This window comes from Methyloversatilis discipulorum (assembly GCF_000385375.1).
GTDB lineage: Bacteria > Pseudomonadota > Gammaproteobacteria > Burkholderiales > Rhodocyclaceae > Methyloversatilis > Methyloversatilis discipulorum_A.
Genome location: NZ_ARVV01000001.1, coordinates 2,640,792 through 2,663,880 on the forward strand (window position 1 = coordinate 2,640,792; position 23,089 = coordinate 2,663,880).

Sequence of the window (23,089 nt, forward strand, 5' to 3'; positions counted from 1 at the left end):
TCAGATCACCTGCGCCTCGGCGCGCAGGCGTTCCATCAACTGGGCCACGCTGGCTACGCGCACGCCCGGTGTGCGCGCCGGCGGCGGCGCCATCCGCAGCGTGCGCAGGCGTGGCGCGACATCGACACCGAGCGCCTCGGGCGTCACGCTGTCGACCGGCTTCTTCTTCGCCTTCATCAGATTGGGCAGCGACACGAAGCGCGGCTCGTTCAGGCGCAGGTCGGTGGTGAGCACCGCAGGCAGCGTCAGCGCCAGCACTTCGCTGCCACCGTCGATCTCGCGCGTCACTTCGACGTGGCCGTCACCGGGCAGCAACTTCGACGCGTTCGTCGCCTGCGGCCAGTCGAGCAGCGCGGCCAGCATCTGGCCGGTCTGACCGGCGTCGTCGTCGATCGCCTGCTTGCCGCAGATCACCAGTTGCGGCTGCTCTCGCTCACACAGCGCGTGCAGCAGGCGAGCCACGGCCAGCGGCTGCAGTTCGGCCGCGGTCTCGACCAGCACGGCACGATCCGCCCCCATCGCGAGCGCGCTGCGCAGCGTGTCCTGACAGGCGGCGACGCCGCAGGACACGACCACCACCTCGCTGGCGACGCCGGCCTCCTTCAGTCGTACCGCCTCTTCCACCGCGATCTCGTCGAACGGGTTCATCGCCCGCTTGGCGCTGCCGATGTCGACATCGCTGCCGTCGGCCAGCACGCGCACTTTCACGTTGTGATCGACCACCCGCTTCACCGCCACCAGCACCTTCATGACTCGCCCTCCTCCAGCTCGCGCAGATAGGCCCACGGATAGATGCCGCGCCGGTGGCCGTCGGAGAACACGAGGTTCAGGCCGGCGTCCGCCATCGCGTGCGCCTCGGTCAGCACGACACCGCTGCAATCCGGCGCCGCGGCGCCGGCGCGCGCCGCCTTGGTGCAGAAGGCGCAACGGCAGCGGGCGCGCAGCAGCGCGTGCGGCAATGCGCTCTCGCTGCCGTCGTCCCATTCGATGCGCAGCAGCCGCGAGGCGCTGTGCACGGTGACCGACCGCGGCAGCGCATTCACAGCATCGCTCCCACGCCTTCGGCGCCGACATGCCAGTCGTGCCCGGCCAGTCCGCCCTCCTTCAGTTCGCCGCCCATCGCCGCGAGGCTTTCCTCGCGGATGAGCGCCTTCAACTGGCGGTGCAGCGCGAGGAAGGTGGGCGACGAAGTCATGTCGGGCGTGCGCGGACGCGGCAGCGGCACCGGGATTTCCGCCTTGATGCGGCCGGGGCGCGCGGTCATCACGTAGATCTTGTCGGACAGGAAGATGGCTTCCTCGATGTCGTGCGTGATGAACAGCACCGACAGCTGCAGCTGCTGCCACATATTGGTCAGGATTTCCTGCATCACCACGCGGGTCTGCGAATCGAGCGCGCCGAAGGGCTCGTCCATCAGCATCACCTGCGGGCTGGTGGCGAGCGCGCGGACGATGCCGACGCGCTGCTTCATGCCGCCGGAAAGCTGGTCCGGATAGTGATTCTCGAAGGACAGCAGGCCGGCCAGGCCGAGCAGCGTGCGCGCCTTCACTTCGCGCGTGCTGCGGCTCACGCCCTGCATCTTCAGGCCGAACTCGACGTTCTGCCGCACGCTGAGCCAGGGAAACAGCGAGTACTGCTGGAACACCACGCCGCGGTCGGCACCCGGCGCTGTCACCGCACGGCCATCGACCGTCACCGTGCCCTCATCGGCACGCAGGAAGCCGGCGACGATGTTCAGCAGCGTCGATTTGCCGCAGCCGGACGGTCCGACGATGGACACGAACTCGCCCGGCTTCACGTCCAGCGACACGTTCTTCACCGCGTCGAAGGGCACGCCGTTCTGCGTGAAACGGATGTTCACGTCGCGGATGTCGATGTGGCCGGTGGCCGATCGGGTCTGTACGGTCGATGCATTCATCGCGAGTTCTCCTTTCCACTGCTGGCCTGCCAGGGCATCAGCACGCGGCCGAGCAGGCGGATGACACCGCTGCAGGCCAGTCCGAGTACCCCGATCACCAGCATGCCGATGACGATGTTCGAGTACTCGATCAGCGAGTACGCCTCCCAGGTGAAGTAGCCGACGCCGTACTGACCGGAAATCATTTCCGCGGCGATCAGCGACACCCAGGCCACGCCCATGCCCACCGCCAGACCGGTGAAGATGTGCGGCATGGCGCCGCGCAGCACCACCTGCGTCATCAGCGCGAACTCGGTGGCCCCGAGACAGCGCGCCGCCCGCACCAGCACCGCATCCATCGTCGCCACGCCATGCACGGTGTTGAGCAGGATGGGGAAGAAGGCGCCGATGAAGGTGATGAACACGATGCTGGTTTCGGTGGTCGGCCACAGCATGATGGAGATCGGCACCCAGGCGATGGCCGGGATCGGACGCAGGATCTCCATCGCCGGGAACAGCAGGCTGCGCACGTGGCGGTAACGACCGATCAGCAGCCCCAGCGTCACGCCGAGCACGGTGGCGATGGCGAAGCCCAGCATGATGCGGCGCAGGCTCAGCATCACGTGCGTCGTGAAGCCCTTGTTGCCGAACAGGTTCATCGCCTCGCCGAACACCTCGACCGGACCGGGCACGTTGGTGAAGCGGATGTAGAACACCCAGCGATAGGTGGTAGCCAGGTGCCAGAAGCCGATCAGCAGCACGATGGACAGCGCCCCCAGCGCCCAGGTCGGCAGTTCGCGGCGCAGCGTGCGCCCCAGCCGCTGCGCCGGGGTCAGCCGGAGCGGTGCGGCGGCAGCCGGGGCGGCAGGCGCCCCGCCGGGCACCGCGACCGGCGCCACCGCGCGCACCGGCGCCGGTGCGTCGGCCGGCACGGCGTCCGGCGGGGCGGCGTCATCGATCGAGTGCATCCTCATGACGGTCGACATGGCTCATTTCCTCACGGTGGCGACGGCAAGTGCGTCGGCGTAGCTGCCGAGCTTTCCGCCATGGGCGGCGGCGTGCGCCTCGGCGTCCTTCTTCAGCAGGAAGGGCGTGATGGCCGCACCGCCCTTGCCGCCCAGCGAGTAGAAGGCCTTGTCGGCGAACAGCTTGATCTTGAAGCTCTGGTCGAACACGAAGGCCACGCCGACCTTCTTGCCCGCCTTGGTCGCCGCATTGACCGCGGCCAGCGTGCATTCGGCCGATTTGTAGGCAGTCAGCGCGCCGCCTTCGATCCACACCTCGCCGGCTTCGCGCGGCTTGTCGATGCTGCCGCCGCACAACGGGTCGGTCCCCGAAATTTCGTAGCTGGCGAAGCTCGCCTTCTGCTTGGCGTAATCCAGCCCCAGTTCCTTGTAGGCCTGCATCAGGTAGGACTCGTCCACCCAGGCGTCGGCGTCGAACTCCTTCACCCGGCCCATGCGCTGCAGCACGCCGTGGTCGTACTTCACCGTCTCGACCCACTTCGGCTTGATGGTCGGGTCCAGCGTATGCACGCCGCCCGGGCCGAGGAACATGTAGGCCACTTCCTTCTCGACCCGCGTCCATTCCTCGATCTTGGTCGCCGCCTCGACCGGGTTCTTGCGCACCCAGTCGTTCGCCTCCATCAGCGCCTTGATGTAGGCGACGACGAACTCCGGATATTTCTTCGCGAAGTCCTCGCGCACGACGACGCCGTGGAAGGTGGGCACCTTGGTTTCGACGCCGTCGAAAATCTTGCGCGCGAAACCGCGGTAGGGCAGCAGCTCGGCGAAGGGCACGAAGTCGGCGTGGCCATCGATGCGCTTCTCCTGCAGGCTGGAGGTGCCGACTTCCGGGCTCTGGCTCGACAGCTCCCAGACATCGCTCTTCCAGCCCTTGTCCTCCATCGCCTTCAGCAGCATGCCGTGCGCGGCCGAGCCGAAGGGCACCGACACCTTCTTGCCCTTCAGGTCGGACAGCTGGTAGTAGGGCGAATCCTTGTGCACCACGATGCCGTTGCCGGCGCCGTCGGCGTTGTAGGCAATCAGTGCGATCAGCCGGCTCTTCGTTTCCGGGCTGGCCTGGAAGGTGGCGCCATTCACCAGCAGCGGGTAGTCGCCCATCATGCCGATCTGCAGCGTGTTTGCCACCATGCCGTTGGTCACCGGCGGGCCGGAGGTGAAGTTCTGCCACTCGAACTTGAACTGGATGTCCTTGTACTTGCCGGTCTTCGGCAGGTGCTTCTCCAGCAGACCCAGTTCCTTGATCACGATGCCGCCGGTCACCGTGTTGGTGGTGGTGTTCTGCGTGCCGATGCCGACGGTGACGACCTCAGCCAGTGCGCCGGTGGCACAGCAGCCAAGGGCTGCGCCGAGCAGCAGTGCGCGGGTCGTGCCGGTTACGCGACCCAGGGTCTTCTTCATAACGTTCATGGCTTCACCTCTTCCTGTCAGTTCAATGAATGAATCGAAGATTTGCTGCGTGCTTGCTGTGTGGGTGGCCGGCGCTCAGGCGCTCTCGAACAGGTAGTGTTTCTTGTCCTTCACGTTGGCCCACTCGTCCGCGTCGGGCAGCGGATCGCGCGCCGCGGTGATCAGTGGCCATTCGTTGGCGAGTCGGGCATTGATGGCGACGAACTCGACCTGGTCGGCCGGCAGGTCCTCTTCGGCGAAGATGGCTTCGGCCGGGCACTCCGGTACGCAGACGCCGCAGTCGATGCAGGCCGCCGGGTCGATGACCAGAAACTCCGGCCCCTCGTGGAAGCACTCGACCGGACAGACCGACACGCAGTCGGTGTACTTGCAGCGCACGCAGGCTTCGGTGACGACGAAGGTCATGGTGTTCTCCCTATTTCTGGGCCAGCGAAATGGCGGTCAGCGCGAGGCGGGACAGCTTGCGCACGTCCGGGTCGGCGTCATCGAGCGCCTTTTCCAGCGCCGGGATGGCGCGCGGATCGGCCAGTTCGCCCAGCGCGATGGCCGCTTCCTTGCGCAGGTTGCCTATCGGATGGGCCAGCGCTTCGACCAGCGCCGGCAGTGCCGCCGCCGCCTTCAGCAGACCGAGGCTGCGCGCCGCCTTGACGCGCACCTGCCAGTAGTCGTCCTGCATCGCCCGGATCAGGTCGGGCACCGCCAGCGCGAGCCGCAGCTTGCCCAGCGTCTGCGCCGCCTCGTCGCGCACCATCCAGGCGACATCGGTCAGCGCGCGGGTCAGCGACGGCAGCACGCTCACCTCGCTCGAATAGCCGATGGCGCCGATGGCGATGCGCCGCACTTCCGGGTCCGGGTCGCGGGCGGCGATCTCGGCCAGCGCGCCGACCGCCTCCGCCTTGCGCAGATAACCGAGCACGCCCACCGCCTCGCGGCGCACCGCGGCGTCGCTGTCCTTCAGCGCCTCCATCGCCGGTGCGAAGGCGGCATCGACCCGCAGCGCGCGCACCGCGCGCAACGCCAGCATGCGCACTTCGGCCGTGTGGCCGCTGAGGAAGGGAATCAGCGGCGCGGCGGAAGCGCTCTCCTTCAGTTCCGACAGCACCTCGCCGGCGGCCGCCCGCACCGCCGGGTCGGCGTCGAGCAGCATCGGCGCCAGCGCCTCGACCACCTCGGCGTCCTCGTAACCTTCGAGCGCGCGCACCGCTTCGGTCCGCACGGTGGCGTCGGCGTCCTTCAGCCGCGGCAGCAGCAGCGGCACGATGTCGTCCTCGTCGCCGTAGGGCAGGTCGATCACCGCCAGCCGGCGCACTTCGGCGTCGGGGCTGGTGAGCCGCTCGACAATGGAACAGGTCAGGGTATCCATCGTCGGCTCCTCAGCGCAGCAGGTAGGGAATCGACACGCTGACCGCACCGGTCGGGCAGTCGGTCTCGCACGGCAGGCAGTACCAGCACTCGTCGAACTTCATGAAGGCCTTCTTGGTGAGCATGTCGATGGCCAGCACGTCGAGCGGGCATACATCGACGCACACGGTGCAGCCTTTCTCGGCGATGCATTTGTCGTTATCGACACTCACCGGCACCTGGGTCGGCGTAGCAGCTATGGTCATGGCGAACTCCTTGATGGATGTGTCGGTGGAATCAGGCGGCTTCGGCGTTGCGGGCGACGCGCAGGCGCTGGTAGGCGCTGCGCTCCTCGTCGTCGATCGGCACGATGTAGGGCTCGATCGGCTTCTTGCGCATCTGCATGCGGCCGTCCTCGCCCTTGCTCAGCAGCGTGTGGCAGAACCAGTTTTCGTCGTCGCGCTCGGGGTGATCGACGAAGTAGTGGTAGAGGCCCCAGCGGCTCTCGGTGCGGAACAGCGAAGCGCGCGCGGCCATTTCGGCGCAGTCGAGGATGGAGTGCGCTTCCATCGCGCGCATCAGCTCGTGCGGGTTGGCGGCGAACATCGCTTCGGTGTCCTCGCGGATCTCGTCGAAGCGGCGCAGCGCGATTTCGTACTTGCGGGTGATCTTCGGCGGCTGCAGGTAGTCGTTCACCAGGCGGCGCGTCTTGTATTCGATCTGGAAGGGTGTGAGGCCGTCGGTGCGGCCGAGCGGCGCCAGGATGCGCGCCTCTTCCGCCGCGACGTCGCCGGCATCGACCGCGCCCAGACCGTGTCCGGCGCAGTACTCGGCCGCGTTTTCGCCGCACAGCCGGCCATAGACGAAGGCGCCCAGCATGTAGTTGTGCGGCACGCTGGCGCAGTCACCGGCCGCGTACAGACCGGGCACCGAGGTCGCGCCATGCGCGTCGGTGTGGATGCCGGAGGCGCTGTGGCCGCTGCAGAAGCCGATTTCCGAAATGTGCATCTCGACCATCTGCTTGCGGTAGTCGTTTCCGCGCTTCTCGTGGAAACGGCCGCGGCTCGGACGTTCGTTGGTGTGCAGGATGTGCTCGATCTCGCTGATGGTTTCTTCGGCGAGGTGGTCGAGCTTGAGGAAGACCGGGCCGTTGCCGCCTTCGAGTTCGTTGTAGAACTCCATCATCATCTGGCCGCTCCAGTAGTCGCACTCGATGAAGCGTTCGCCCTTGGAGTTGGCGGTGAAGCCGCCGAACGGACCCGTCACGTAGGCACAGGCCGGGCCGTTGTAGTCCTTGATCAGCGGGTTGATCTGGAAGCACTCGAGGTTGGCCAGGTCGGCCCCGGCGTGATAGGCCATCGCGTGGCCGTCGCCGCAGTTGGTCGGGTTCTCGTAGGTACCCATCAGGTAGCCTGAAGCCGGCAGTCCGATGCGGCCGGCCGCGCCGGTGCTGAGCACCGCCGCCTTGGTGCGGATGACGTAGACGTCGGCGGTGCGGCAGTCGAAGCCCATCACCGCGACCACCTCGCCGCTTTCGCCGGTCAGCACGCGGGTGACGACGACACGGTTGGTCACCTCGACGCGCGCCTTCTTCAGCTGGCGGTAGAGGATCTTCTTCATGTGGTGGCCTTCGGGCATCGGCAGCACGTAACTGCCCAGGTGATGCACCTTGCGCACCGCGTAGTCGCCGGTTTCGTCCTTCTCGAACTTGACGCCCCAGCGGTCCAGTTCGTTGATCATGTCGAAGCTGTTGGCGGCGTAGGCCATCACCGCTTCCTGATCGACGATGCCGTCGTTGGCGATGGTGATTTCCTTGACGTACTGCTCCGGCGTCGCGTGCCCGGGAATGACGGCGTTGTTGAGACCATCCATGCCCATCGAGATGGCGCCCGAGCGCTTCACGTTGGCCTTGTCGATCAGCAGCACGCGCAGCTTGGGGTTCTTCTCCTTGGCCTTGACTGCGGCCATCGGGCCGCCGGTACCACCGCCGATGACGACGAGGTCGAATTCCATGTCGATGCGTTTCATGTTCTCTCCTTGATTTGGGGCTGCACTGTCGCGCCGTGGCGCGCCGTGGCGCGCCGTTGCGAACGAAGAATTCCTGCGTTGCTTTCCAGCGGTGGATCAACTTCGGTCTATGCGCAGGCGGTACTGGAAGGCATCGCCGCGGTAGTAGAGGAATTCGAAATCGATGGGCCGGTCGTCAGCCCAGGTCAGGCGCTCGATGCGCAGCAGCGGCGAGGCCTCGGCGATGTCGAGATGACGGGCCAGCGACTCGTCGGCCGAGATCGCCTCGATCTGCACGTCGGCGTGCGTGAGGTTGCGGCCGAGGTCGTTTTCGAGAATGACGAAGATGTCGCGCGTGGCCAGGTCTTCCTGCGTCAGCCGCTCGCCGATGTCCGGCGGGAAGTAGCTCACGTCGACCGAGATGGGTTCGCGGTTCAGGTAACGCAGGCGCTGTATCTCGAACACCGGCGCCTCCGGCTTCAGCTGCAGCCGCTGCGCCACCACGGCACTGGCGGCGACCGGCTTCGCGCTGAGCAGCAGCGAGTAGGTTTCGTAGCCGGAGGTGGACATCGCCTCGCCGAAACCCTGCAGCCGCGACAGGCTCTGGAAGGCCTTGGGCTTGGCAACGAAGCTGCCCTTGCCCATCACCTTGAAGATGAGCCCCTCCTTCTGCAGGTCGCCCAGTGCCTGCCGTATCGTGATGCGGCTGACATCGAATGCCGACATCATCTGGCTTTCCGACGGCATCTGCGAATGCGGCGGGTAGCTGCCGTCGAGAATGCGCCGGCGCAGGATTTCGCGGATCTGCGTGTACAGCGGCATCTGCGATACCGGCGACAGCGCGTCCTCGACCTCCGCCGCGCCCGGGGGCGCGATCTGCTTGCGGTGGGGTGCCATGTTCGAGCTCCTGTTCAAGAACCTGTTATGACGGGTCATGTCATGCAAAGTCAGTGCCAATTTTTTCGCTCCGCACAACATGTTCAGAAATCGTTGATTTGACTGCGGTTTACGACGATCAACCGCTTCAGCACCGGCTGTCGGACGCACCGCATTGCTGCACCGCGACAGTGCCCTGCACCAGTGCGAGCGCATGCACCGGCCAAGCTGCGAGCGCGCCGGTCGCCATCAGCAGGCACAGCACGACGCGACGGAAATGACGCGGGTCCAGCCACTGGTAGAGCCGCTCGCCGAGGAGCCCGCCGCCGTGAAAAAGCGGCGCCAGCAAAAGCCCCTGCAGCAGCAGCGACAGGCCGAACATGCCCGACAGCACGATGGCGATCAGCGCCAGCGGGTAAAGACATCCGAAATAGACGAGGAAGCTCGCGCGCGCCCGGTGACTGTCGGTTTCGACGCCCAACAGATAGAGGATGGCCGGCGGTCCGCCGACCCCGCCGAAGCCGGTCAGCACGCCGCTGAACAGACCCGCAGAGATCGAGCCCGCCTGACTGCGGCCACGCACCAGACGGGCGCCGGTCAGCAGCACCGCCGCACTGGCGATCACCGCGACGCCGATCACCTGGCCGAACAGTCGCGCCGGCAGCACGCTCACCAGCCACAGCCCGAGAGGAATGCCGGCACAGGCAGCACCCAGCATCGGCAGCAGCACCCGGTGATCGACCAGCCGGCGCACCGACGGCGCCAGTGCATGCGTCAGCGGCAGCGCGTTCAGCAGCGTCACGATGCACAGCGTGTCGCGCGCCGACGCCACCGTAGAGAGCAGCGGCGCCATCAGCAGCGCGGCGCCGAAGCCGGTCATGCCGCGCAGCACGCCGCCGGCGATCACCGCGCCGGCGATCACCGACCAGCTCGCGAGCGCGCGGTCCGGCCACAGCGTGTTCAGCAGCGAAGCATCCAATCGGTTCTCCCCGGCGGGACGGACCACCTGCGAATTCGACAGCGTCCGCGCCCAACCTGTCATGACAGGTCATGTCGAGCAAAAGCCGGACCAGTTCGCGCACACGCCACGCGCCGGTCGTCAAACCCTTTGCCGTCGCGGCTTCCGTCAGTGCGTGGCGGTTCATGTGCAGCACCACGACAGCCCGGCACGGTGCGCCGGCCTCGGCGACGCCCTGCTTGCGTGCGTTCATGCCAGTGCTCCGAGGCTGACCAGGCCGAAGCCGGCAAGCAGCAGCCACAGCCACAGCAGCGCGGCCAGTGCCCACACGCGCCAGCCGGCATGCGCCATGTCGGCCAGCCGGGTGTTGGCACCGAGCGCCGCCAGACCGACCGCGAGCAGCGCCTGCGCGGCTTCCGCTCCGGCGGCCTGCAGCCACAGCGGCAACAGCCCCGACGCGTTGAGCGCCATCATCACGACAAAGCCATACAGGAAGAGCGGCACGCCCGGGCTGCGCAGCGACGTGGCGCCCGGCACGCGCAGCCCGGCGGCGATCAGCATCACCACCGGCGCCAGCAGCATCACGCGCATCATCTTCTCGACCAGCGCGCTGGCCGCCGCCTCAGGTCCGGCCGCGGCAGCGCCGGCGACGACATGGCCCAATTCGTGTACCGAGAGGCCGACCCAGAGGCCGAATGAGGAGTCGTCCAGACCGCTGAGCGGTCGCAGCAGCGGCAGCAGATACATGCCCAGCGTGCCGAACACGACCACCGCCAGCACCGCCGCCGACACATGGCGTGCGCGGGCGCCGATCACGCTGTCGGCCGCGGCCACCGCCGCCGCACCGCAGATCGCGCTGCCGCAGCCGATCAGCACCGCCGCCTGGGTGTCGAGCCCGAGCCGACGGCCCAGCGCGAGAGCCAGCGCCAGCGTGCTGAGCACGATGACCAGCGCCATCGCCAGCCCGCTCCAGCCCACGCTGCCCAGTTCGTCGATGCCGATGCGCAGACCGTACAGCGCGATGCCGGCGCGCATCAGCGTGCCGCGCGCCAGCCGGAATCCATCCGCGCCGCGCGTCGGCAGCGCCGGCCACAGATTGCCGACCACGATGCCCAGCGCCACCGCCAGCGGCAGCCAGCCAAAACCGTGCGCCGACACGCCCGGCACGGCCGACAGCGCCGCCGCGGCAGCCGCAACGGCCACCGACGCGACAAGACCGGTCGGCAGGCTGGAAGCAGTGAGGGCGGTGGTCGAATTCATGGAGGCGTCGCGGGCTGCAGGAAAGTGAGTGCAGCGTAAGCGGCGCGCCATTCATTCTTCTATATCATGCAAATCACTGATCGATTACCGTGGGTAATGCATGAACCTGCATCTTCTGCGCATCTACGTGAAGGTCGTCGAAGTCCAGAGCTTTTCGCGTGCCGCGGAGGCGCTGGACATCACTCAGCCCGCCGTATCGAAGGCGGTGCGCGAGCTCGAATCCCAGCTCGAAACGGTGCTGCTGGACCGCCGCGGCAAGACCTTCCGGCCGAGCGAATCCGGTCGGGCGCTCTATGAGTACGGGCGCAGCATCCTGGCGCTCGAACGCGAGGCGACCGAAACCATCCGCGCCTACAGTTCGCTCGAACGCGGGCGTCTGACCGTAGGTGCGAGCACCACCATTGCGACCTACTGGCTGCCGCCCTTCCTGGTCGATTTCCACGCCCGCCATCCGCACGTCGAGCTGCAGGTGATCAGCGGCAACACGCGGCAGATCGCCGATCTGCTGCTCGATTGCCGGGTCGATGTGGCGCTGGTCGAGGGCGAGGTCGACGACGCGCGACTGAACCGCCGCATCTGGCGACGCGACGAAATGGTCATCATCGCGCCGCGCGACGCCGATCTGCCGACCGGCGGCGTGCTGCGGCCGGCCGATCTGGTCGACCACAGCTGGATCGTGCGCGAACGCGGCTCCGGCAGCCGTGCCGCCACCGACCGCGTACTCGACGAGATGGGCCTGACGCCGGCGCGCACCATCGAGGTGGGCAGCAACGAAGCCATCGTGCAGACGGTGGCCGCCGGCCGCGGTCTGGGCATGGTGCCGCGCATCTGTGCGCGCGACCAGCTGGCGCTCGGCCGCATCCGCCGGCTGCATCCGGGCGGTGCCGCGATCCAGCGCACGCTCTATCGCATCCGCCTGCCCGAGCGCCCGATCAGCCCCGCCGCCCTCGCCTTCGAGGCGCTGATCGCTGACTCACACACGGCCACGGACGCGGCCGTCGAGTGAGCATCACAGGCCCGAAATGAAGAAGCCGGCTCGCGGCCGGCTTCTTCACTGCATCGACGCGTGGATCAACCCACCCACACCCGCGCGTTCCTGAACATGCGCATCCACGGGCTGTCCTCGCCCCAGTGCGCCGGATGCCAGCTCATCTGCACCGTGCGGAACACGCGTTCCGGGTGCGGCATCAGGATGGTGACGCGGCCGTCGTCGGTGGTGACCGAGGTGATGCCGGCCGGCGAGCCGTTCGGGTTGCGCGGGTAGCGCTCGGCGATGGCGCCGTCGTGGTCGATATAGCGCATCGCGACCTGCGCCAGCGACTGCGCCTGTTCGTCGTCGAACACCGCGCGGCCTTCGCCGTGCGACACGACGATGGGCAGCTTGGAGCCGGACATGCCGCGGAACAGGATGGACGGCGAATCCGCCACTTCGACCATGGTGAAGCGCGCTTCGAACTGCTCCGAGCGGTTGCGCTCGAAGCGCGGCCAGTGCGTGGCGCCGGGGATGATGTCGCGCAGCTGGCTCATCATCTGGCAGCCGTTGCACACGCCCAGCGCGAAAGTGTCCTCGCGTTCGAAATAGGCGGCGAAGGCGTCGCGCAGTTCCGGATGGAACAGGATGGACTTGGCCCAGCCGGAACCGGCGCCGAGCACATCACCGTAGGAAAAGCCGCCGCAGGCCGCCAGACCCTTGAAGTCGGCCAGCTTGATGCGGCCGGCCATCAGGTCGGACATGTGCACGTCCTGCGCGTCGAAGCCGGCGCGATCGAAGGCCGCAGCCATCTCGACCTGACCGTTCACGCCCTGCTCGCGCAGGATGGCGATGCGCGGCCGCACGCCCTTGCTGATGTGTGGGCCCCCAGGCGGGCTCAAGCGCCCGCCGCCCCCCGAGGGGGTATCGGAAGCTTGGGACGGCCCGGCGCTTCCGATGTACGGCGCAGCAACATCCTCCTGCGGCTCGAAGGTGAGCGCCGCGAACAGGCCGCTGTCGGCGGTGTCGTCGAGCAGCGCGAATTCTTCGCGCGCGCAGTCGGCGTCGTCGCGCAGCAGTGCGATGCGGTGGCTGGTTTCGGTCCACGCCTTCTGCAGCTCGGCGCGCGGCTCGCTGAAGATGACCTTGGCGTTGTGCCAGAGACGGATTTCGTCGCGGTCGTTCGGGCTGCCGATGCCGTGCGTGACGCCGGAAAGACCCGCCTCGCGCAGGATGTCCATCACCTGCGAGCGCTGGTCGACGCGGATCTGGATCACCGCGCCCAGTTCTTCGGCGAACAGCGCGGTGAAGGTGCGGTCGTTGAAGCGGCCGCGCACCGCGTCCGGCTTCTTGGCCAGCGAATCGACGTCGACCAGCAGCGGATCGTAGGCCAGCGTGTCGAGATTGATCGACAGGCCCACCTTAGAGGCGAAAGCCATTTCGCACAGCGTGGCGAACAGGCCGCCGTCCGAGCGGTCGTGGTAGGCCAGCACCAGGCCGGCGTCGCGCAGCCGGTTGATCGCCGGCAGGAAGCGGCCGAGCAGCACTGCGTCGGCATCGGGCGCGTGTTCGCCGACCACGCCGTAGGCCTGCGCCAACGCCGAACCGCCGAGGCGGTTCTTCATCTGGCCGAGGTCGAGCAGCAGCAGTTCGGTATCGACTTCGGGGTCGATCAGCAGCTGCGGCGTCAGCGTCTTGCGCACGTCCTCAACGCCGGCGAAGGCGGTGATGACCAGCGACAGCGGCGACACCACCTCCTTCTGCGCCTCGCCCTCGCTCCAGCGCGTCTTCATCGACAGGCTGTCCTTGCCGACCGGAATGGCCAGACCCAGCGCCGGACAGAAGTCGAGCGCCACCGCCTTCACCGTATCGAACAGCGCGGCGTCCTCGCCCTTGTGGCCGGCCGCTGCCATCCAGTTGGCCGACAGCTTGATGCGCTCGAAGCTGCGCACGTCTGCGGCGACCAGATTGGTGATGGCCTCGCCGATCGCCATGCGGCCGGACGCCGGTCCGCTGAGCAGCGCGACCGGCGTGCGTTCGCCCATCGCGAACGCCTCGCCGCGATAGCCGGTGAAGCTTTCGGTGGTGACGGCGACGTCGGCCACCGGCACCTGCCACGGGCCGACGAACTGGTCGCGCGCGGTCAGGCCGCCGACCGAGCGGTCACCGATGGTGATCAGGAAGGATTTGCTCGCCACCGCCGGCATGCGCAGCACGCGGTAGGCGGCGTCCTTCAGGTCGTAGCCGGCGACGTCCATCGGCGGCGCGTAGGCCGGGCGGCGCTGCACCGTGCGGTGCATCTTCGGCGGCTTGCCGAGCAGCACGTCCATCGACATGTCGACCGGCTTCGTGTTGAACAGCGGATCGGCCACCGTGAGTTGGCCGTCGGACGTCGCCTCGCCGAGCACGGCGAAGGGGCAGCGCTCGCGTTCGCACAGCGCGCGGAATTCATCGATACGCTCAGGCGCGATCGCCAGTACGTAGCGCTCCTGCGATTCGTTGCACCACAGTTCGGCCGGACTCATGCCCGACTCTTCGCTGTGGATGGCGCGCAGGTCGAACCAGGCACCGTGGCCGGCGCCGTGCGCCAGTTCGGGCAGTGCGTTCGACAGGCCGCCGGCACCGACGTCGTGCACGGCGAGGATGGGGTTGTCCTCCTGCATCTGCCAGCAGCGGTCGATCACTTCCTGCGCGCGGCGCTCGATTTCCGGGTTGCCGCGCTGTACCGACGCGAAGTCGAGGTCGGCGGTATTGGTGCCGGTGGTCATGCTCGACGCAGCCCCCCCACCCAGGCCGATCAGCATTGCCGGGCCGCCCAGCACGATGAGCTTGGTGCCAGCTGGGAACTCGATCTTCAGCGCGTCACGCGCGGCGATGTTGCCGATACCGCCGGCGATCATGATGGGCTTGTGATAACCCCGCATCTCGCCCATGAAGGGCAGTTCGAAGGTGCGGAAATAGCCCGCCAGATTGGGGCGACCGAACTCGTTGTTGAAGGCGGCAGCACCCAGCGGGCCGTCAATCATGATCTGCAGTGCAGAGGCGATGCGCTCCGGCTTGCCGTAGAGCTCGCCGTCGACACGCTCCCAAGGCTGTTCGAAGCCGGGGATGTTCAGGTTGGACACCGAAAAGCCGGCCAGACCGGCCTTGGGCTTCGCGCCACGGCCGGTCGCGCCTTCGTCGCGGATTTCGCCGCCAGCGCCGGTGGCGGCACCAGGGAAGGGCGAAATCGCGGTCGGGTGATTATGCGTCTCGACCTTAGCCAGGAAGTGCATCGGTTCGGAATGCCAGCCCCAGCGGCCGTTGCGATCCGGGTAGAAGCGATCGACCGGCGCCGTGGTGGCGCCCTCGATCACCGCCGCGTTGTCCGAATAGGCGACCACGGTGTGCTGTGGCGTCGCGCGATGGGTTTCGCGGATCATGCCGAACAGACTCATGTCCTGCGTCGCGTAATCGATGTTCCAGCTGGCGTTGAATATCTTGTGCCGGCAGTGCTCGGAATTGGCCTGCGCGAACATCATCAGCTCGACGTCGGTCGGGTCGCGGCCCAGCTTGGTGTAGGCGTCGAGCAGGTAATCGATTTCGTCGTCGGACAGCGCCAGACCCAGTTCGGCGTTGGCGCGCTCCAGCGAGCGGCGGCCGTCGGCCAGCGATACGCTGACCAGCGGACGCGGCGCGACGTGGCTGAACAGCGCGTCGGCGTCGTCGAGCGAGGTGAGCACCGATTCGGTCATACGGTCGTGCAGCAAGGCGGCCAGCGCTGTGCGTTCGGCATCGTCGGGACCACCACCCAGCAGGCCGCGAGCCAGCTCCAGCTCGTACAACACGCCGCGTTCGACGCGCTGCACGCTGTCCAAACCGCAGTTGCGGGCGATATCAGTCGCCTTAGACGACCATGGCGAAATCGTGCCCAGACGCGGCGTGACCAGCAGGGCATCGCCCTCGACGGCGGCTGCCGGCTGCGCATTGAGCAACGCGCACAGCTTGTTCAACTCGTCGGCCGACGGCTGCGCCGTGCATTCAACGAAGAAATACTGGGTGGCGGTGAGCTCGCGCAGCTTGGGAAGCGCAGTGCGGCATTCGTCGGACAGGCGCGCCAGACGCGCGGCGGAGTATGCGGGCGAGCCGCGGAGCTTGAGGAGATGGGCCATGAAAGGACAGCGGGGAAGTGGGCCGCGCACCTGTGTGCGCGGATAAAACCCGATTATACGGGTTCGCCCCGCCCGCTGCCCCTGCGCGCTTACTGCTGGAAGCGGGCCTTGGCCTGCTCGACGCACGCATCCTTGGCGTTGCCGCTCATTTCATTGCAGCGGGCCTTGGCGGCCGCATACTGGGCTTCGAGACGGTCCTCGGCGGTATCGGCCCGCTCTTCGCCGGCCTTGCGTCTCACCTTGGCGTCGGCCATGGCCGACTCACGCGCAGCCTTGGCTTCCTTAACGCAGGTCTTCTTGGCGCTTGAATCGAGCGCGTCGCAGCGGGTTTTCGCCGCTTCGTAATCCATGTCGGCGCGCTTCTTCGCCGCGTCGTACTGAGCCTCGGTCTGCGCCTCGATACGGTCTTCGACGTCGGCGGATGCGGCAGGCATCGAGAAAGCGGTCAGGGCCATCGAGCACAGCACGGTCAGCAATCGGGCTTGAGTCTTCATTGGACACTCCTTGATTCGTTTGATGAAGGCCCCGTCAAACGAGGCCGTCGGATGTTCAGAGGCAGCACAACCAGGGCCGCGCCCCGATGACTTCAGCCTAGCCGCCGCGGCACTGATGGCGCGTAAGACGCCGGGGCACGCCATGTAGGAGAACACCGCCCGCAGCTGTCGGACGCGCTGAACTGGCGGAAGACGCCCGCTTCGCAATAGCATCTGCATCTGCGGCATGCTCGCCCGGGCACTGCACCCGCACGCCGACCGGCCTGCCGGCAGGCGAGCGCCGCGCGAAAAGGAGCCGAAGCACGATGTCCGCCGTTGTCCCCCTCCCCGACGTGATCGACGCGAACCTGACCAATTTCCAGCGCGACGTGATCGACGTATCGCAGCGCATGCCGGTACTGGTCGACTTCTGGGCGCCTTGGTGTCAGCCCTGTCGTGTCCTGACCCCCAGACTGGAGGCGCTGGCCGCCGACTACGCCGGCCGGGTGCGTCTGGCCAAGATCAATTCGGACGACAACCCGGAACTGGCGCGCCGCTTCGGCGTGCGCGGCATCCCCAACGTGAAGGCCTTTGTTGGCGGCGTGGTGGTCGATGAATTCACCGGCGTTCTGCCGGACCGCGAACTGCGCGATTTCATGGACGCGCTGCTGCCGTCGCCGGCCCTGTCGGCCTTCGAAGAGGCGCAGGCCGCGCTCGCCCGCGGCGATACCACCGCTTCGCTCGGCCTGTTCCAGGGCGCACTGGCCATCGATCCTGGATTCGAACCGGCGGTGCTCGGCCGGGTCGAGGCACTGATTGCGCTCGGCCGGCTCGACGACGCCCAGTCCGCACTCGACGCGCTGCCCTACGAGCAGGAAGACCGTGCTCGCATCGGCACGCTGTATGCGCGCATCGCCATCGCACGCCGCCAGCCGGGCGACGGCGACGAGAACTACGCCGCCCGCATCGCGCGCAATCCGGGCGACCTGAGCGCCCGCCTCGCCTTCGTTGCAGAGCTCGCCGCGCGCGAACAATGGGAGGAAGCGATGGAACAGGCGCTGGAAGTGGTACGCCGTGACCGCAGCTTCGACGACGACGCCGGCCGTCGCGCGCTGCTCGACCTGTTCGCGTTGCTCGGCTCGGGCGACGAACGGGTACGTCGCTACCGGCGCGAGCTGGCCGCCGTGCTCAACCGCTGACGACGATGGTGGAGCGGATACGCTGCTTTCCGCCGGTGGCCGATCCGGACACCGCGCGCGTGCTGATCCTGGGCTCCATGCCCGGCGTGGCCTCGCTGACCGCGCAGCGCTACTACGCCCATCCACGCAACCAGTTCTGGCCCATCATGGGTGCGCTGTTCGGCGCCGGTCCCGACCTGCCTTACGCCGAGCGGCTGCGCGCACTGACACGCGCGGGCATTGCACTGTGGGACGTGCTCGAAAGCTGCGAGCGCGCGGGCAGCCTGGACGCCGCGATCGACGTCCGCAGCGCGCAGGCCAACGACTTCGCCGCCTTTCTCGATGCGCACCCGGGCATCGTGCGCATCGCCTTCAATGGCGGCACGGCGGAAAAGCACTTCCGCCGTGACGTGATGCCGCATCTGCAGCCTCCTGTGCGGGCGCTCGATCTGCGACGCCTGCCCTCGACCAGCCCGGCGCACGCCGGCATGGGTGCGCAGGAAAAGCTCGCGCGCTGGCGTGCGGCGCTGCAACCCCTGTGCACGTCCGCGGTCGAAGCGCCGCTTTCAACCGACACCGTTCACACATGACCACCCTGCTCCTGTTCGCGCTCGGCCTGGGCGCACTGATCGCCGGCGCCGAACTGCTGGTGCGCGGCGCCTCGAAACTGGCCCTGTCCTTCGGCATCTCGCCGCTGGTGGTCGGGCTCACCATCGTCGCCTTCGGCACCAGCTCGCCGGAAATGGCGGTGTCGGTGCAGTCGGCCTGGGCGGGCAAGACCGATATGGCGGTCGCCAACGTGGTGGGCAGCAACATCTTCAACGTGCTGTTCATCCTCGGACTGTCGGCGCTGATCACGCCGCTGCTGGTCGACAAGCAGCTGATACGGCAGGAGGTGCCGATCATGATCGGCGCCTCGCTGCTGTTCGCCGGCCTGACGCTGGACGGCGGCCTGTCGCGTGCCGAGGGCGGTCTGCTGTTCGGCCTGCTGATCGCCTACACCGCTTTCCTGATCGTGCAGAGCCGTCGCCAGAACGCCGGCCTGGGCGAGGAATACGCGGAAAGCCTGCACAGCGAGGAAATCGCAGCTCATCCCGAAGCCTGGGACGCCAAGCTGCCGGTGCAGCTTGCGCTGATCGCCGGCGGTCTGGGCCTGTTGGTCGTCGGCTCCAACCTGATGGTCGACGCCGCCATCGTGTTCGCCCGTCATCTGGGCATCAGCGACACCGTGATCGGTCTGACCGTGGTCGCCGCCGGCACCTCGCTGCCCGAGGTGGCGGCCTCGATCACCGCCGCACTGCGCGGTCAGCGCGACATCGCGGTTGGCAACGTGGTGGGTAGCAACACCTTCAACCTGCTCGGTGCGCTCGGCCTGTCCGCCGTGGTCGCACCGGACGACCTCGTCCTGGGTTCGGCCATGCTGTCCTTCGACATCCCGGTCATGGTGGCCGTCTGCATCGCCTGCCTGCCCATCTTCGCCACCGGCAACCTGATCGCGCGCTGGGAGGGCGGCCTCTTCTTCGCCTACTACTGTGCCTACACGCTCTATCTGATCCTCGCGGCCAAGGACCATGACAATCTCGCCGATTACGCATTCGTGATGCAGACCATCGCGCTGCCGCTGACGGCGGTGACGCTGATCGTCATCAGCGTGCGCCACTGGCAGAGCCGCCGCAGCTAGCGGGTCTCGCCCGGCCGTACTTCAGCGGCGTGCACGCCGTCAGCATCGCGCAAGCAATCCGCAGGCATACTGGACAGATGAGCCGATCGACGCCATTGCCGACAGCACGCCGCACAGGTGCATGTAAACGATGACGCTTCGCCGGCCGACATCGATTGCAGGGCTGCTGATCGTACTCATCGTCACCACCGTGTCGGTGCTGCTGGCAGCGGTCGGCGCGCTGGCCTATCGAGCGTACAGCGTCGCCGAGCATGGCGAATTCGAGCGCTCGATCGAACTGGCCGCCGACCAGCTCGCGGTCGGTCTGGCGCCGGCGGCGTGGAATCTCGAGTACGAACAGGTGCGCAAGCTGATGGAAAGCCGCATGCGCGACCGCTCGATCTATGGCGTCGTCGTGCAGCTGGACACCGCACGTTTCGCACTGCAGCGCAACGAGGACTGGGAACTGCAGTCGGTCGATGGCGACATCGACAGCACGGGCCTGTTCGTCACCGAGCAGCCGGTGAGCTTCGGCGAGCAGCGCATCGGCCAGGTACGCGTCATCGGCAGTCCGCGTTTCGTCGACCAGGACCTGCGCAGCGCACTGGCCACCATGGTGCTGTTCACCGTGCTGCTCGATGTGGTGCTGACGCTGGCGCTCTATATCGCGCTGCAGCGCATGGTGCTGCAGCCACTGCGTCTGGTCGAGCGCCATGCCGACGAGGTGGCGCGGCACGGGCGGTCCACCACCGCGCTGGGCGATCTGAGCTTCCTCGGCGAACTGCAGCGGCTGACGCAGTCGGTCGACGCCATGGTGACGCAACTTGAAGCGCGCAACGCCGAACTCGAACGTTCGAACGAACGCTTCCGGCGGGTGATCCGCCTGCTGCCTCTGCCGATCAGCCTGTTCGATCGCGACGGTCGCATCCTGTACGTGAACGACTGCTTCGTGGACACCTTCGGCTACACGCTCGAAGACATTCCGGACGCGCACACCTGGTTCGGACTGGCCTACCCGGACCCAGCCTATCGCGCCGAGGTCCTGCAGACCTGGGGGCAGGAGCTGGCGAGCGCGCAGGGCACGTCCGGACTGGTGCGCGCCCGCCCCTATGTGGTGACCTGCAAGGACGGCAGCCGCAAGATCGTCGAGATCGGTGGCATGCTGGCCGATGACCCCAACATCACGGTGCTCAACGACATCACCGACCGCACCCGCGCTGAAGAGGAGCTGGCGCGCCACCGCGACCACCTCGAAGAACTGGTGTCCAGCCGCACGGCTGAGCTCGAAGCGGCCAATCGCCGGCTGGAGGAAACCCAGTTCGCGCTCGATCACGCGGGTGTCGCGATCCAGTGGATCGACACCGCCAGCGGCTGTTTCAGCTACGTGAACGATCACGCCTGCACGCTCTATGGCTATCCGCGCGAACGTCTGCTCGGCATGCCGGCACACAGCGTGATCGACGACTTCACAGGCACACGCCTGGGCGCGCTCGAACCGGCGCTGCGCGCGCAGGGCCAGGCACGGATAGAGGCCGATGCCCGGCGGGGCGACGGCCGCGTCGTGCCGGTCGAAATCGGCATCTATTTCGATCCGCTGGCCGACGGCGGTGCTGCGCACTACATCGCCTTCTCGATCGACATCACACCGCGGCGTGAAGCGGAACAGGCCCTGATCGCTGCGCGCCTCGCCGCCGAGAGTGCGGCGCAGGCGCGCAGCGAATTCCTGGCCAACATGAGCCACGAAATCCGCACGCCGATGAACGCCGTCATCGGCATGACGCGGCTGGCGCTGCAGACCGAACTGACCGCCAGACAACGCAATTTCGTATCGAAGGCGAACGCGTCGGCGGTGGCTCTGCTGGGCATCCTGAACGACATCCTCGATTTCTCGAAGGTCGAGGCGGGCCAGATCACCATCGAATCGGTGCCTTTCCGGCTGGACCGCGTATTTGAATCGCTGCTGTCCGTCGTGTCGCTGCGCGCCGAGGAAAAGGGTCTGGACCTGCTGTTCGACGTCGCGCCCGACGTGCCACCGGTGCTGGTCGGCGACCCGCTGCGCATGGGCCAGATCCTGACCAATCTGGCCGGCAACGCGATCAAGTTCACCGAGCGCGGCGAAGTGCTGGTGTCCTGCCGCGTCATTGCGCGCGACAGCCAGCATGCGACGCTGGCTTTCGGCGTGCGCGATACCGGCATCGGCATGAGTGCCGATCAGCTGGGCGGCCTGTTCCGCCCCTTCATGCAGGGCGACACCTCGATTTCTCGGCGCTTCGGCGGCACCGGTCTCGGCCTCGCGATCAGCCGGCGTCTGGCAGAGCTGATGGGCGGCACGCTGAGCGCGCACAGTGTGGAAGGCCAGGGCAGTACCTTCACTTTCACCGCACGCTTCGAGACCGGCGAGCTGCCGGACAGCGCCCTGCGGACGCTGCCGTCGGCGCTGCACAAGCGTCGCGTGCTGGTGGTCGACGACAACCCGGAAGCGCTGCAGATACTCTGCCGCGACCTCGAACACCTCGGCCTGAGTACCGAGCGCGCGCAGTCCGGCCCGCAGGCGATCGAACTGCTGCGCAGCCGGCCACCGTTCGCGCTGCTCGTGTGCGACTGGAAGATGCCGGGCATGGACGGCATCGAACTGATCCGTCGCGTGCAGTCCTGCGACGATCTCGCGCATCCGCCGGCAGTCGTCATGGTGAGCGCCTATCGCGCGGACGACCTGCAGCATGCCGGCGCCGGTCTGGCCATCGCCGGCGTACTCACCAAGCCGGCCAGCACCTCGTCGCTCTACGACGCCATCGTCTCGGCGCTCGGTCATCAGGTCGCCGCCGAAGGCAGCAGCGGCGACGCGCCCGGCAGCTTCCGCAGCGACGCACTGCGCGGACGCCGCGTGCTGCTGGTCGAGGACAATCCGATCAACCAGGAACTGGGCGTCGAAATCCTGACCGGTGCCGGGGTCCGCGTCACCGTCGCCGAGAACGGCGCCGAAGCGTTGCGACGGCTCGACGCGGAGGAATTCGACTGCGTGCTGATGGACGTGCAGATGCCGGTGATGGACGGCCTCGAAGCAACCCGCGAAATCCGCCGTCGCGAGCGGCTGAACAAACTGCCGGTGATCGCGATGACCGCCGGTGCCATGCCGTGGGAACGGGAACAGACGCGCGCGGCCGGCATGGACGACCACGTGACCAAGCCGGTCGACGTCGACGAATTGCTGCGCACGCTGACGCGTTGGCTGGGCAGCGTGCCGCTGGCGGAACCGGCAGCGGGCAGCTCCGCACCGACCGCCGACGCCACGCCGCTGCTCGACACCGCCGCCGCACTGCGCAGCATGAATGGCGCCAGCGCGACTTATCGACGCGTGCTCGGCATGTTCCTCGACAGCGCCGACGCCGCGCAGACGCAGCTGAAGCAGGCTTGGGGCGATCGCGACTTCGACACCCTCGGGCAGCTGGCTCACCGGCACAAGGGCAGCGCGGCGACGCTCGGGGCGCGCGCCCTGAGCACGGCGCTGGACGCCGTTGAAATGGCCTGCCGTACAGGCGATCCGGCAGCGATCGACGCTGCGATGACGGACAGCACACCCATCTTCGCCGCCACCGTCGAGGCGATGAGGGTGCAGGCGGACGCCGGCTCGCTCGCCCCACCGTCGGCCACCGAGCTGGACACGCTGCACGCCCTGCTGAGCAGCAACGACAGTGACGCGCAGGAGGCGATCACCCGCCTGCTGGCACGCCCTCAGCCGGCCGACCTCCTGGTGGTCCTGCGGCAGATGTCGCGCGCGATGGTGCGCTACGACTTCGACGCCGCCCTGCTGCAGCTGGCGCAGCTGCGTGCCACGATCGCCGCTGGCGCAGCGGACGCGAGCGGGGTCGAGGGCCAGATCTAGGGC

General features: G+C 67.5%; 19 protein-coding genes. 5 read left to right on the forward strand and 14 right to left on the reverse strand.

All coding sequences use genetic code 11. From position 1 onward, the window contains the following. From METRZ18153_RS0112420 to METRZ18153_RS0112475, 12 genes are all read right to left on the reverse strand, one after another. Positions 1–750 (reverse strand): electron transfer flavoprotein subunit beta/FixA family protein, encoded by a 750-nt coding sequence (locus METRZ18153_RS0112420; protein ID WP_020165031.1) that lies wholly within the window; start codon positions 748–750, stop codon positions 1–3. Beyond that, complete coding sequence (locus tag METRZ18153_RS0112425) at positions 747–1,043, reverse strand: DUF971 domain-containing protein (protein ID WP_020165032.1); 297 nt, start codon at positions 1,041–1,043, stop codon at positions 747–749. Before METRZ18153_RS0112425 ends, METRZ18153_RS0112420 begins: the two co-directional genes overlap by 4 nt. Continuing rightward, positions 1,040–1,918: an ABC transporter ATP-binding protein gene (locus METRZ18153_RS0112430; protein WP_019917853.1), complete on the reverse strand. Its 879-nt coding sequence runs from the start codon at positions 1,916–1,918 to the stop codon at positions 1,040–1,042. Before METRZ18153_RS0112430 ends, METRZ18153_RS0112425 begins: the two co-directional genes overlap by 4 nt. Then, positions 1,915–2,883: an ABC transporter permease gene (locus tag METRZ18153_RS0112435; RefSeq protein WP_020165033.1), complete on the reverse strand. Its 969-nt coding sequence runs from the start codon at positions 2,881–2,883 to the stop codon at positions 1,915–1,917. Before METRZ18153_RS0112435 ends, METRZ18153_RS0112430 begins: the two co-directional genes overlap by 4 nt. A gap of 3 nt (positions 2,884–2,886) precedes the next feature. Then, complete coding sequence (locus tag METRZ18153_RS0112440; RefSeq protein WP_029143736.1) at positions 2,887–4,329, reverse strand: ABC transporter substrate-binding protein; 1,443 nt, start codon at positions 4,327–4,329, stop codon at positions 2,887–2,889. Positions 4,330–4,404: 75 nt separating this feature from the next. Further along, the gene (gene fdxA / locus METRZ18153_RS0112445; protein ID WP_020165035.1) at positions 4,405–4,734 is read right to left on the reverse strand and encodes a ferredoxin FdxA; all 330 of its coding nucleotides are present in this window, start codon (positions 4,732–4,734) and stop codon (positions 4,405–4,407) included. Positions 4,735–4,744: 10 nt separating this feature from the next. Then, on the reverse strand, positions 4,745–5,692 hold the full coding sequence (locus METRZ18153_RS0112450) for a HEAT repeat domain-containing protein (protein WP_020165036.1): 948 nt from the start codon (positions 5,690–5,692) through the stop codon (positions 4,745–4,747). A gap of 10 nt (positions 5,693–5,702) precedes the next feature. Beyond that, complete coding sequence (locus tag METRZ18153_RS0112455; protein ID WP_019917845.1) at positions 5,703–5,936, reverse strand: 4Fe-4S dicluster domain-containing protein; 234 nt, start codon at positions 5,934–5,936, stop codon at positions 5,703–5,705. Between the two features lie 31 nt (positions 5,937–5,967). Next, positions 5,968–7,698 carry a fumarate reductase/succinate dehydrogenase flavoprotein subunit gene (locus METRZ18153_RS0112460; protein ID WP_020165037.1) on the reverse strand — a complete coding sequence of 577 codons (1,731 nt, stop codon included), beginning with the start codon at positions 7,696–7,698 and terminating at the stop codon, positions 5,968–5,970. A gap of 96 nt (positions 7,699–7,794) precedes the next feature. Next, positions 7,795–8,574, reverse strand: coding sequence for a GntR family transcriptional regulator (locus METRZ18153_RS0112465; RefSeq protein WP_020165038.1), 780 nt, complete (start codon positions 8,572–8,574; stop codon positions 7,795–7,797). Positions 8,575–8,701: 127 nt separating this feature from the next. Beyond that, complete coding sequence (locus METRZ18153_RS0112470; protein ID WP_020165039.1) at positions 8,702–9,532, reverse strand: sulfite exporter TauE/SafE family protein; 831 nt, start codon at positions 9,530–9,532, stop codon at positions 8,702–8,704. Between the two features lie 228 nt (positions 9,533–9,760). After that, positions 9,761–10,771: a YeiH family protein gene (locus METRZ18153_RS0112475; protein WP_020165040.1), complete on the reverse strand. Its 1,011-nt coding sequence runs from the start codon at positions 10,769–10,771 to the stop codon at positions 9,761–9,763. Positions 10,772–10,871: 100 nt separating this feature from the next. On the opposite strand from METRZ18153_RS0112475, the gene METRZ18153_RS0112480 reads away from it, so the two are divergent. Further along, a complete protein-coding gene (locus METRZ18153_RS0112480; protein WP_020165041.1) occupies positions 10,872–11,777 on the forward strand; it encodes a LysR family transcriptional regulator in 906 nt (301 codons plus the stop codon). Between the two features lie 65 nt (positions 11,778–11,842). Here METRZ18153_RS0112480 and purL read toward each other — a convergent pair whose 3' ends face one another. Together purL and METRZ18153_RS0112490 are read right to left on the reverse strand one after the other, a co-directional pair. After that, the gene (gene purL / locus METRZ18153_RS0112485) at positions 11,843–15,892 is read right to left on the reverse strand and encodes a phosphoribosylformylglycinamidine synthase (RefSeq protein ID WP_020165042.1); all 4,050 of its coding nucleotides are present in this window, start codon (positions 15,890–15,892) and stop codon (positions 11,843–11,845) included. Positions 15,893–15,981: 89 nt separating this feature from the next. After that, positions 15,982–16,386 (reverse strand): hypothetical protein, encoded by a 405-nt coding sequence (locus METRZ18153_RS0112490; RefSeq protein WP_029143738.1) that lies wholly within the window; start codon positions 16,384–16,386, stop codon positions 15,982–15,984. A 305-nt stretch (positions 16,387–16,691) separates the two neighbouring features. Here METRZ18153_RS0112490 and METRZ18153_RS0112495 point away from each other — a divergent pair, with 305 nt between their 5' ends. The 4 genes from METRZ18153_RS0112495 (at position 16,692) to METRZ18153_RS0112510 (ending at position 23,086) form a co-directional block, all read left to right on the forward strand. Next, the gene (locus tag METRZ18153_RS0112495; protein ID WP_020165044.1) at positions 16,692–17,564 is read left to right on the forward strand and encodes a tetratricopeptide repeat protein; all 873 of its coding nucleotides are present in this window, start codon (positions 16,692–16,694) and stop codon (positions 17,562–17,564) included. Positions 17,565–17,569: 5 nt separating this feature from the next. Continuing rightward, positions 17,570–18,133 (forward strand): DNA-deoxyinosine glycosylase, encoded by a 564-nt coding sequence (locus METRZ18153_RS0112500; protein WP_020165045.1) that lies wholly within the window; start codon positions 17,570–17,572, stop codon positions 18,131–18,133. Then, complete coding sequence (locus tag METRZ18153_RS0112505) at positions 18,130–19,224, forward strand: calcium/sodium antiporter (protein ID WP_020165046.1); 1,095 nt, start codon at positions 18,130–18,132, stop codon at positions 19,222–19,224. The genes METRZ18153_RS0112500 and METRZ18153_RS0112505 overlap by 4 nt, the downstream gene beginning before the upstream one ends. A gap of 130 nt (positions 19,225–19,354) precedes the next feature. After that, positions 19,355–23,086, forward strand: coding sequence for a response regulator (locus tag METRZ18153_RS0112510; RefSeq protein ID WP_020165047.1), 3,732 nt, complete (start codon positions 19,355–19,357; stop codon positions 23,084–23,086). Positions 23,087–23,089: the final 3 nt, after the last annotated feature.

Excerpts from the sequence above, each read along its gene's own strand:
- METRZ18153_RS0112420 (WP_020165031.1), bottom strand. The coding sequence starts at position 750 with ATGAAGGTGCTGGTGGCGGTGAAGCGGGTGGTCGATCACAACGTGAAA.
- METRZ18153_RS0112430 (WP_019917853.1), bottom strand. The coding sequence starts at position 1,918 with ATGAATGCATCGACCGTACAGACCCGATCGGCCACCGGCCACATCGAC.
- METRZ18153_RS0112435 (WP_020165033.1), bottom strand. The coding sequence starts at position 2,883 with ATGTCGACCGTCATGAGGATGCACTCGATCGATGACGCCGCCCCGCCG.
- METRZ18153_RS0112440 (WP_029143736.1), bottom strand. The coding sequence starts at position 4,329 with ATGAACGTTATGAAGAAGACCCTGGGTCGCGTAACCGGCACGACCCGC.
- fdxA (WP_020165035.1), bottom strand. The coding sequence starts at position 4,734 with ATGACCTTCGTCGTCACCGAAGCCTGCGTGCGCTGCAAGTACACCGAC.
- METRZ18153_RS0112450 (WP_020165036.1), bottom strand. The coding sequence starts at position 5,692 with ATGGATACCCTGACCTGTTCCATTGTCGAGCGGCTCACCAGCCCCGAC.
- METRZ18153_RS0112455 (WP_019917845.1), bottom strand. The coding sequence starts at position 5,936 with ATGACCATAGCTGCTACGCCGACCCAGGTGCCGGTGAGTGTCGATAAC.
- METRZ18153_RS0112460 (WP_020165037.1), bottom strand. The coding sequence starts at position 7,698 with ATGAAACGCATCGACATGGAATTCGACCTCGTCGTCATCGGCGGTGGT.
- METRZ18153_RS0112465 (WP_020165038.1), bottom strand. The coding sequence starts at position 8,574 with ATGGCACCCCACCGCAAGCAGATCGCGCCCCCGGGCGCGGCGGAGGTC.
- METRZ18153_RS0112475 (WP_020165040.1), bottom strand. The coding sequence starts at position 10,771 with ATGAATTCGACCACCGCCCTCACTGCTTCCAGCCTGCCGACCGGTCTT.
- METRZ18153_RS0112480 (WP_020165041.1), top strand. The coding sequence starts at position 10,872 with ATGAACCTGCATCTTCTGCGCATCTACGTGAAGGTCGTCGAAGTCCAG.
- purL (WP_020165042.1), bottom strand. The coding sequence starts at position 15,892 with ATGGCCCATCTCCTCAAGCTCCGCGGCTCGCCCGCATACTCCGCCGCG.
- METRZ18153_RS0112490 (WP_029143738.1), bottom strand. The coding sequence starts at position 16,386 with ATGAAGACTCAAGCCCGATTGCTGACCGTGCTGTGCTCGATGGCCCTG.
- METRZ18153_RS0112495 (WP_020165044.1), top strand. The coding sequence starts at position 16,692 with ATGTCCGCCGTTGTCCCCCTCCCCGACGTGATCGACGCGAACCTGACC.
- METRZ18153_RS0112500 (WP_020165045.1), top strand. The coding sequence starts at position 17,570 with ATGGTGGAGCGGATACGCTGCTTTCCGCCGGTGGCCGATCCGGACACC.
- METRZ18153_RS0112505 (WP_020165046.1), top strand. The coding sequence starts at position 18,130 with ATGACCACCCTGCTCCTGTTCGCGCTCGGCCTGGGCGCACTGATCGCC.
- METRZ18153_RS0112510 (WP_020165047.1), top strand. The coding sequence starts at position 19,355 with ATGACGCTTCGCCGGCCGACATCGATTGCAGGGCTGCTGATCGTACTC.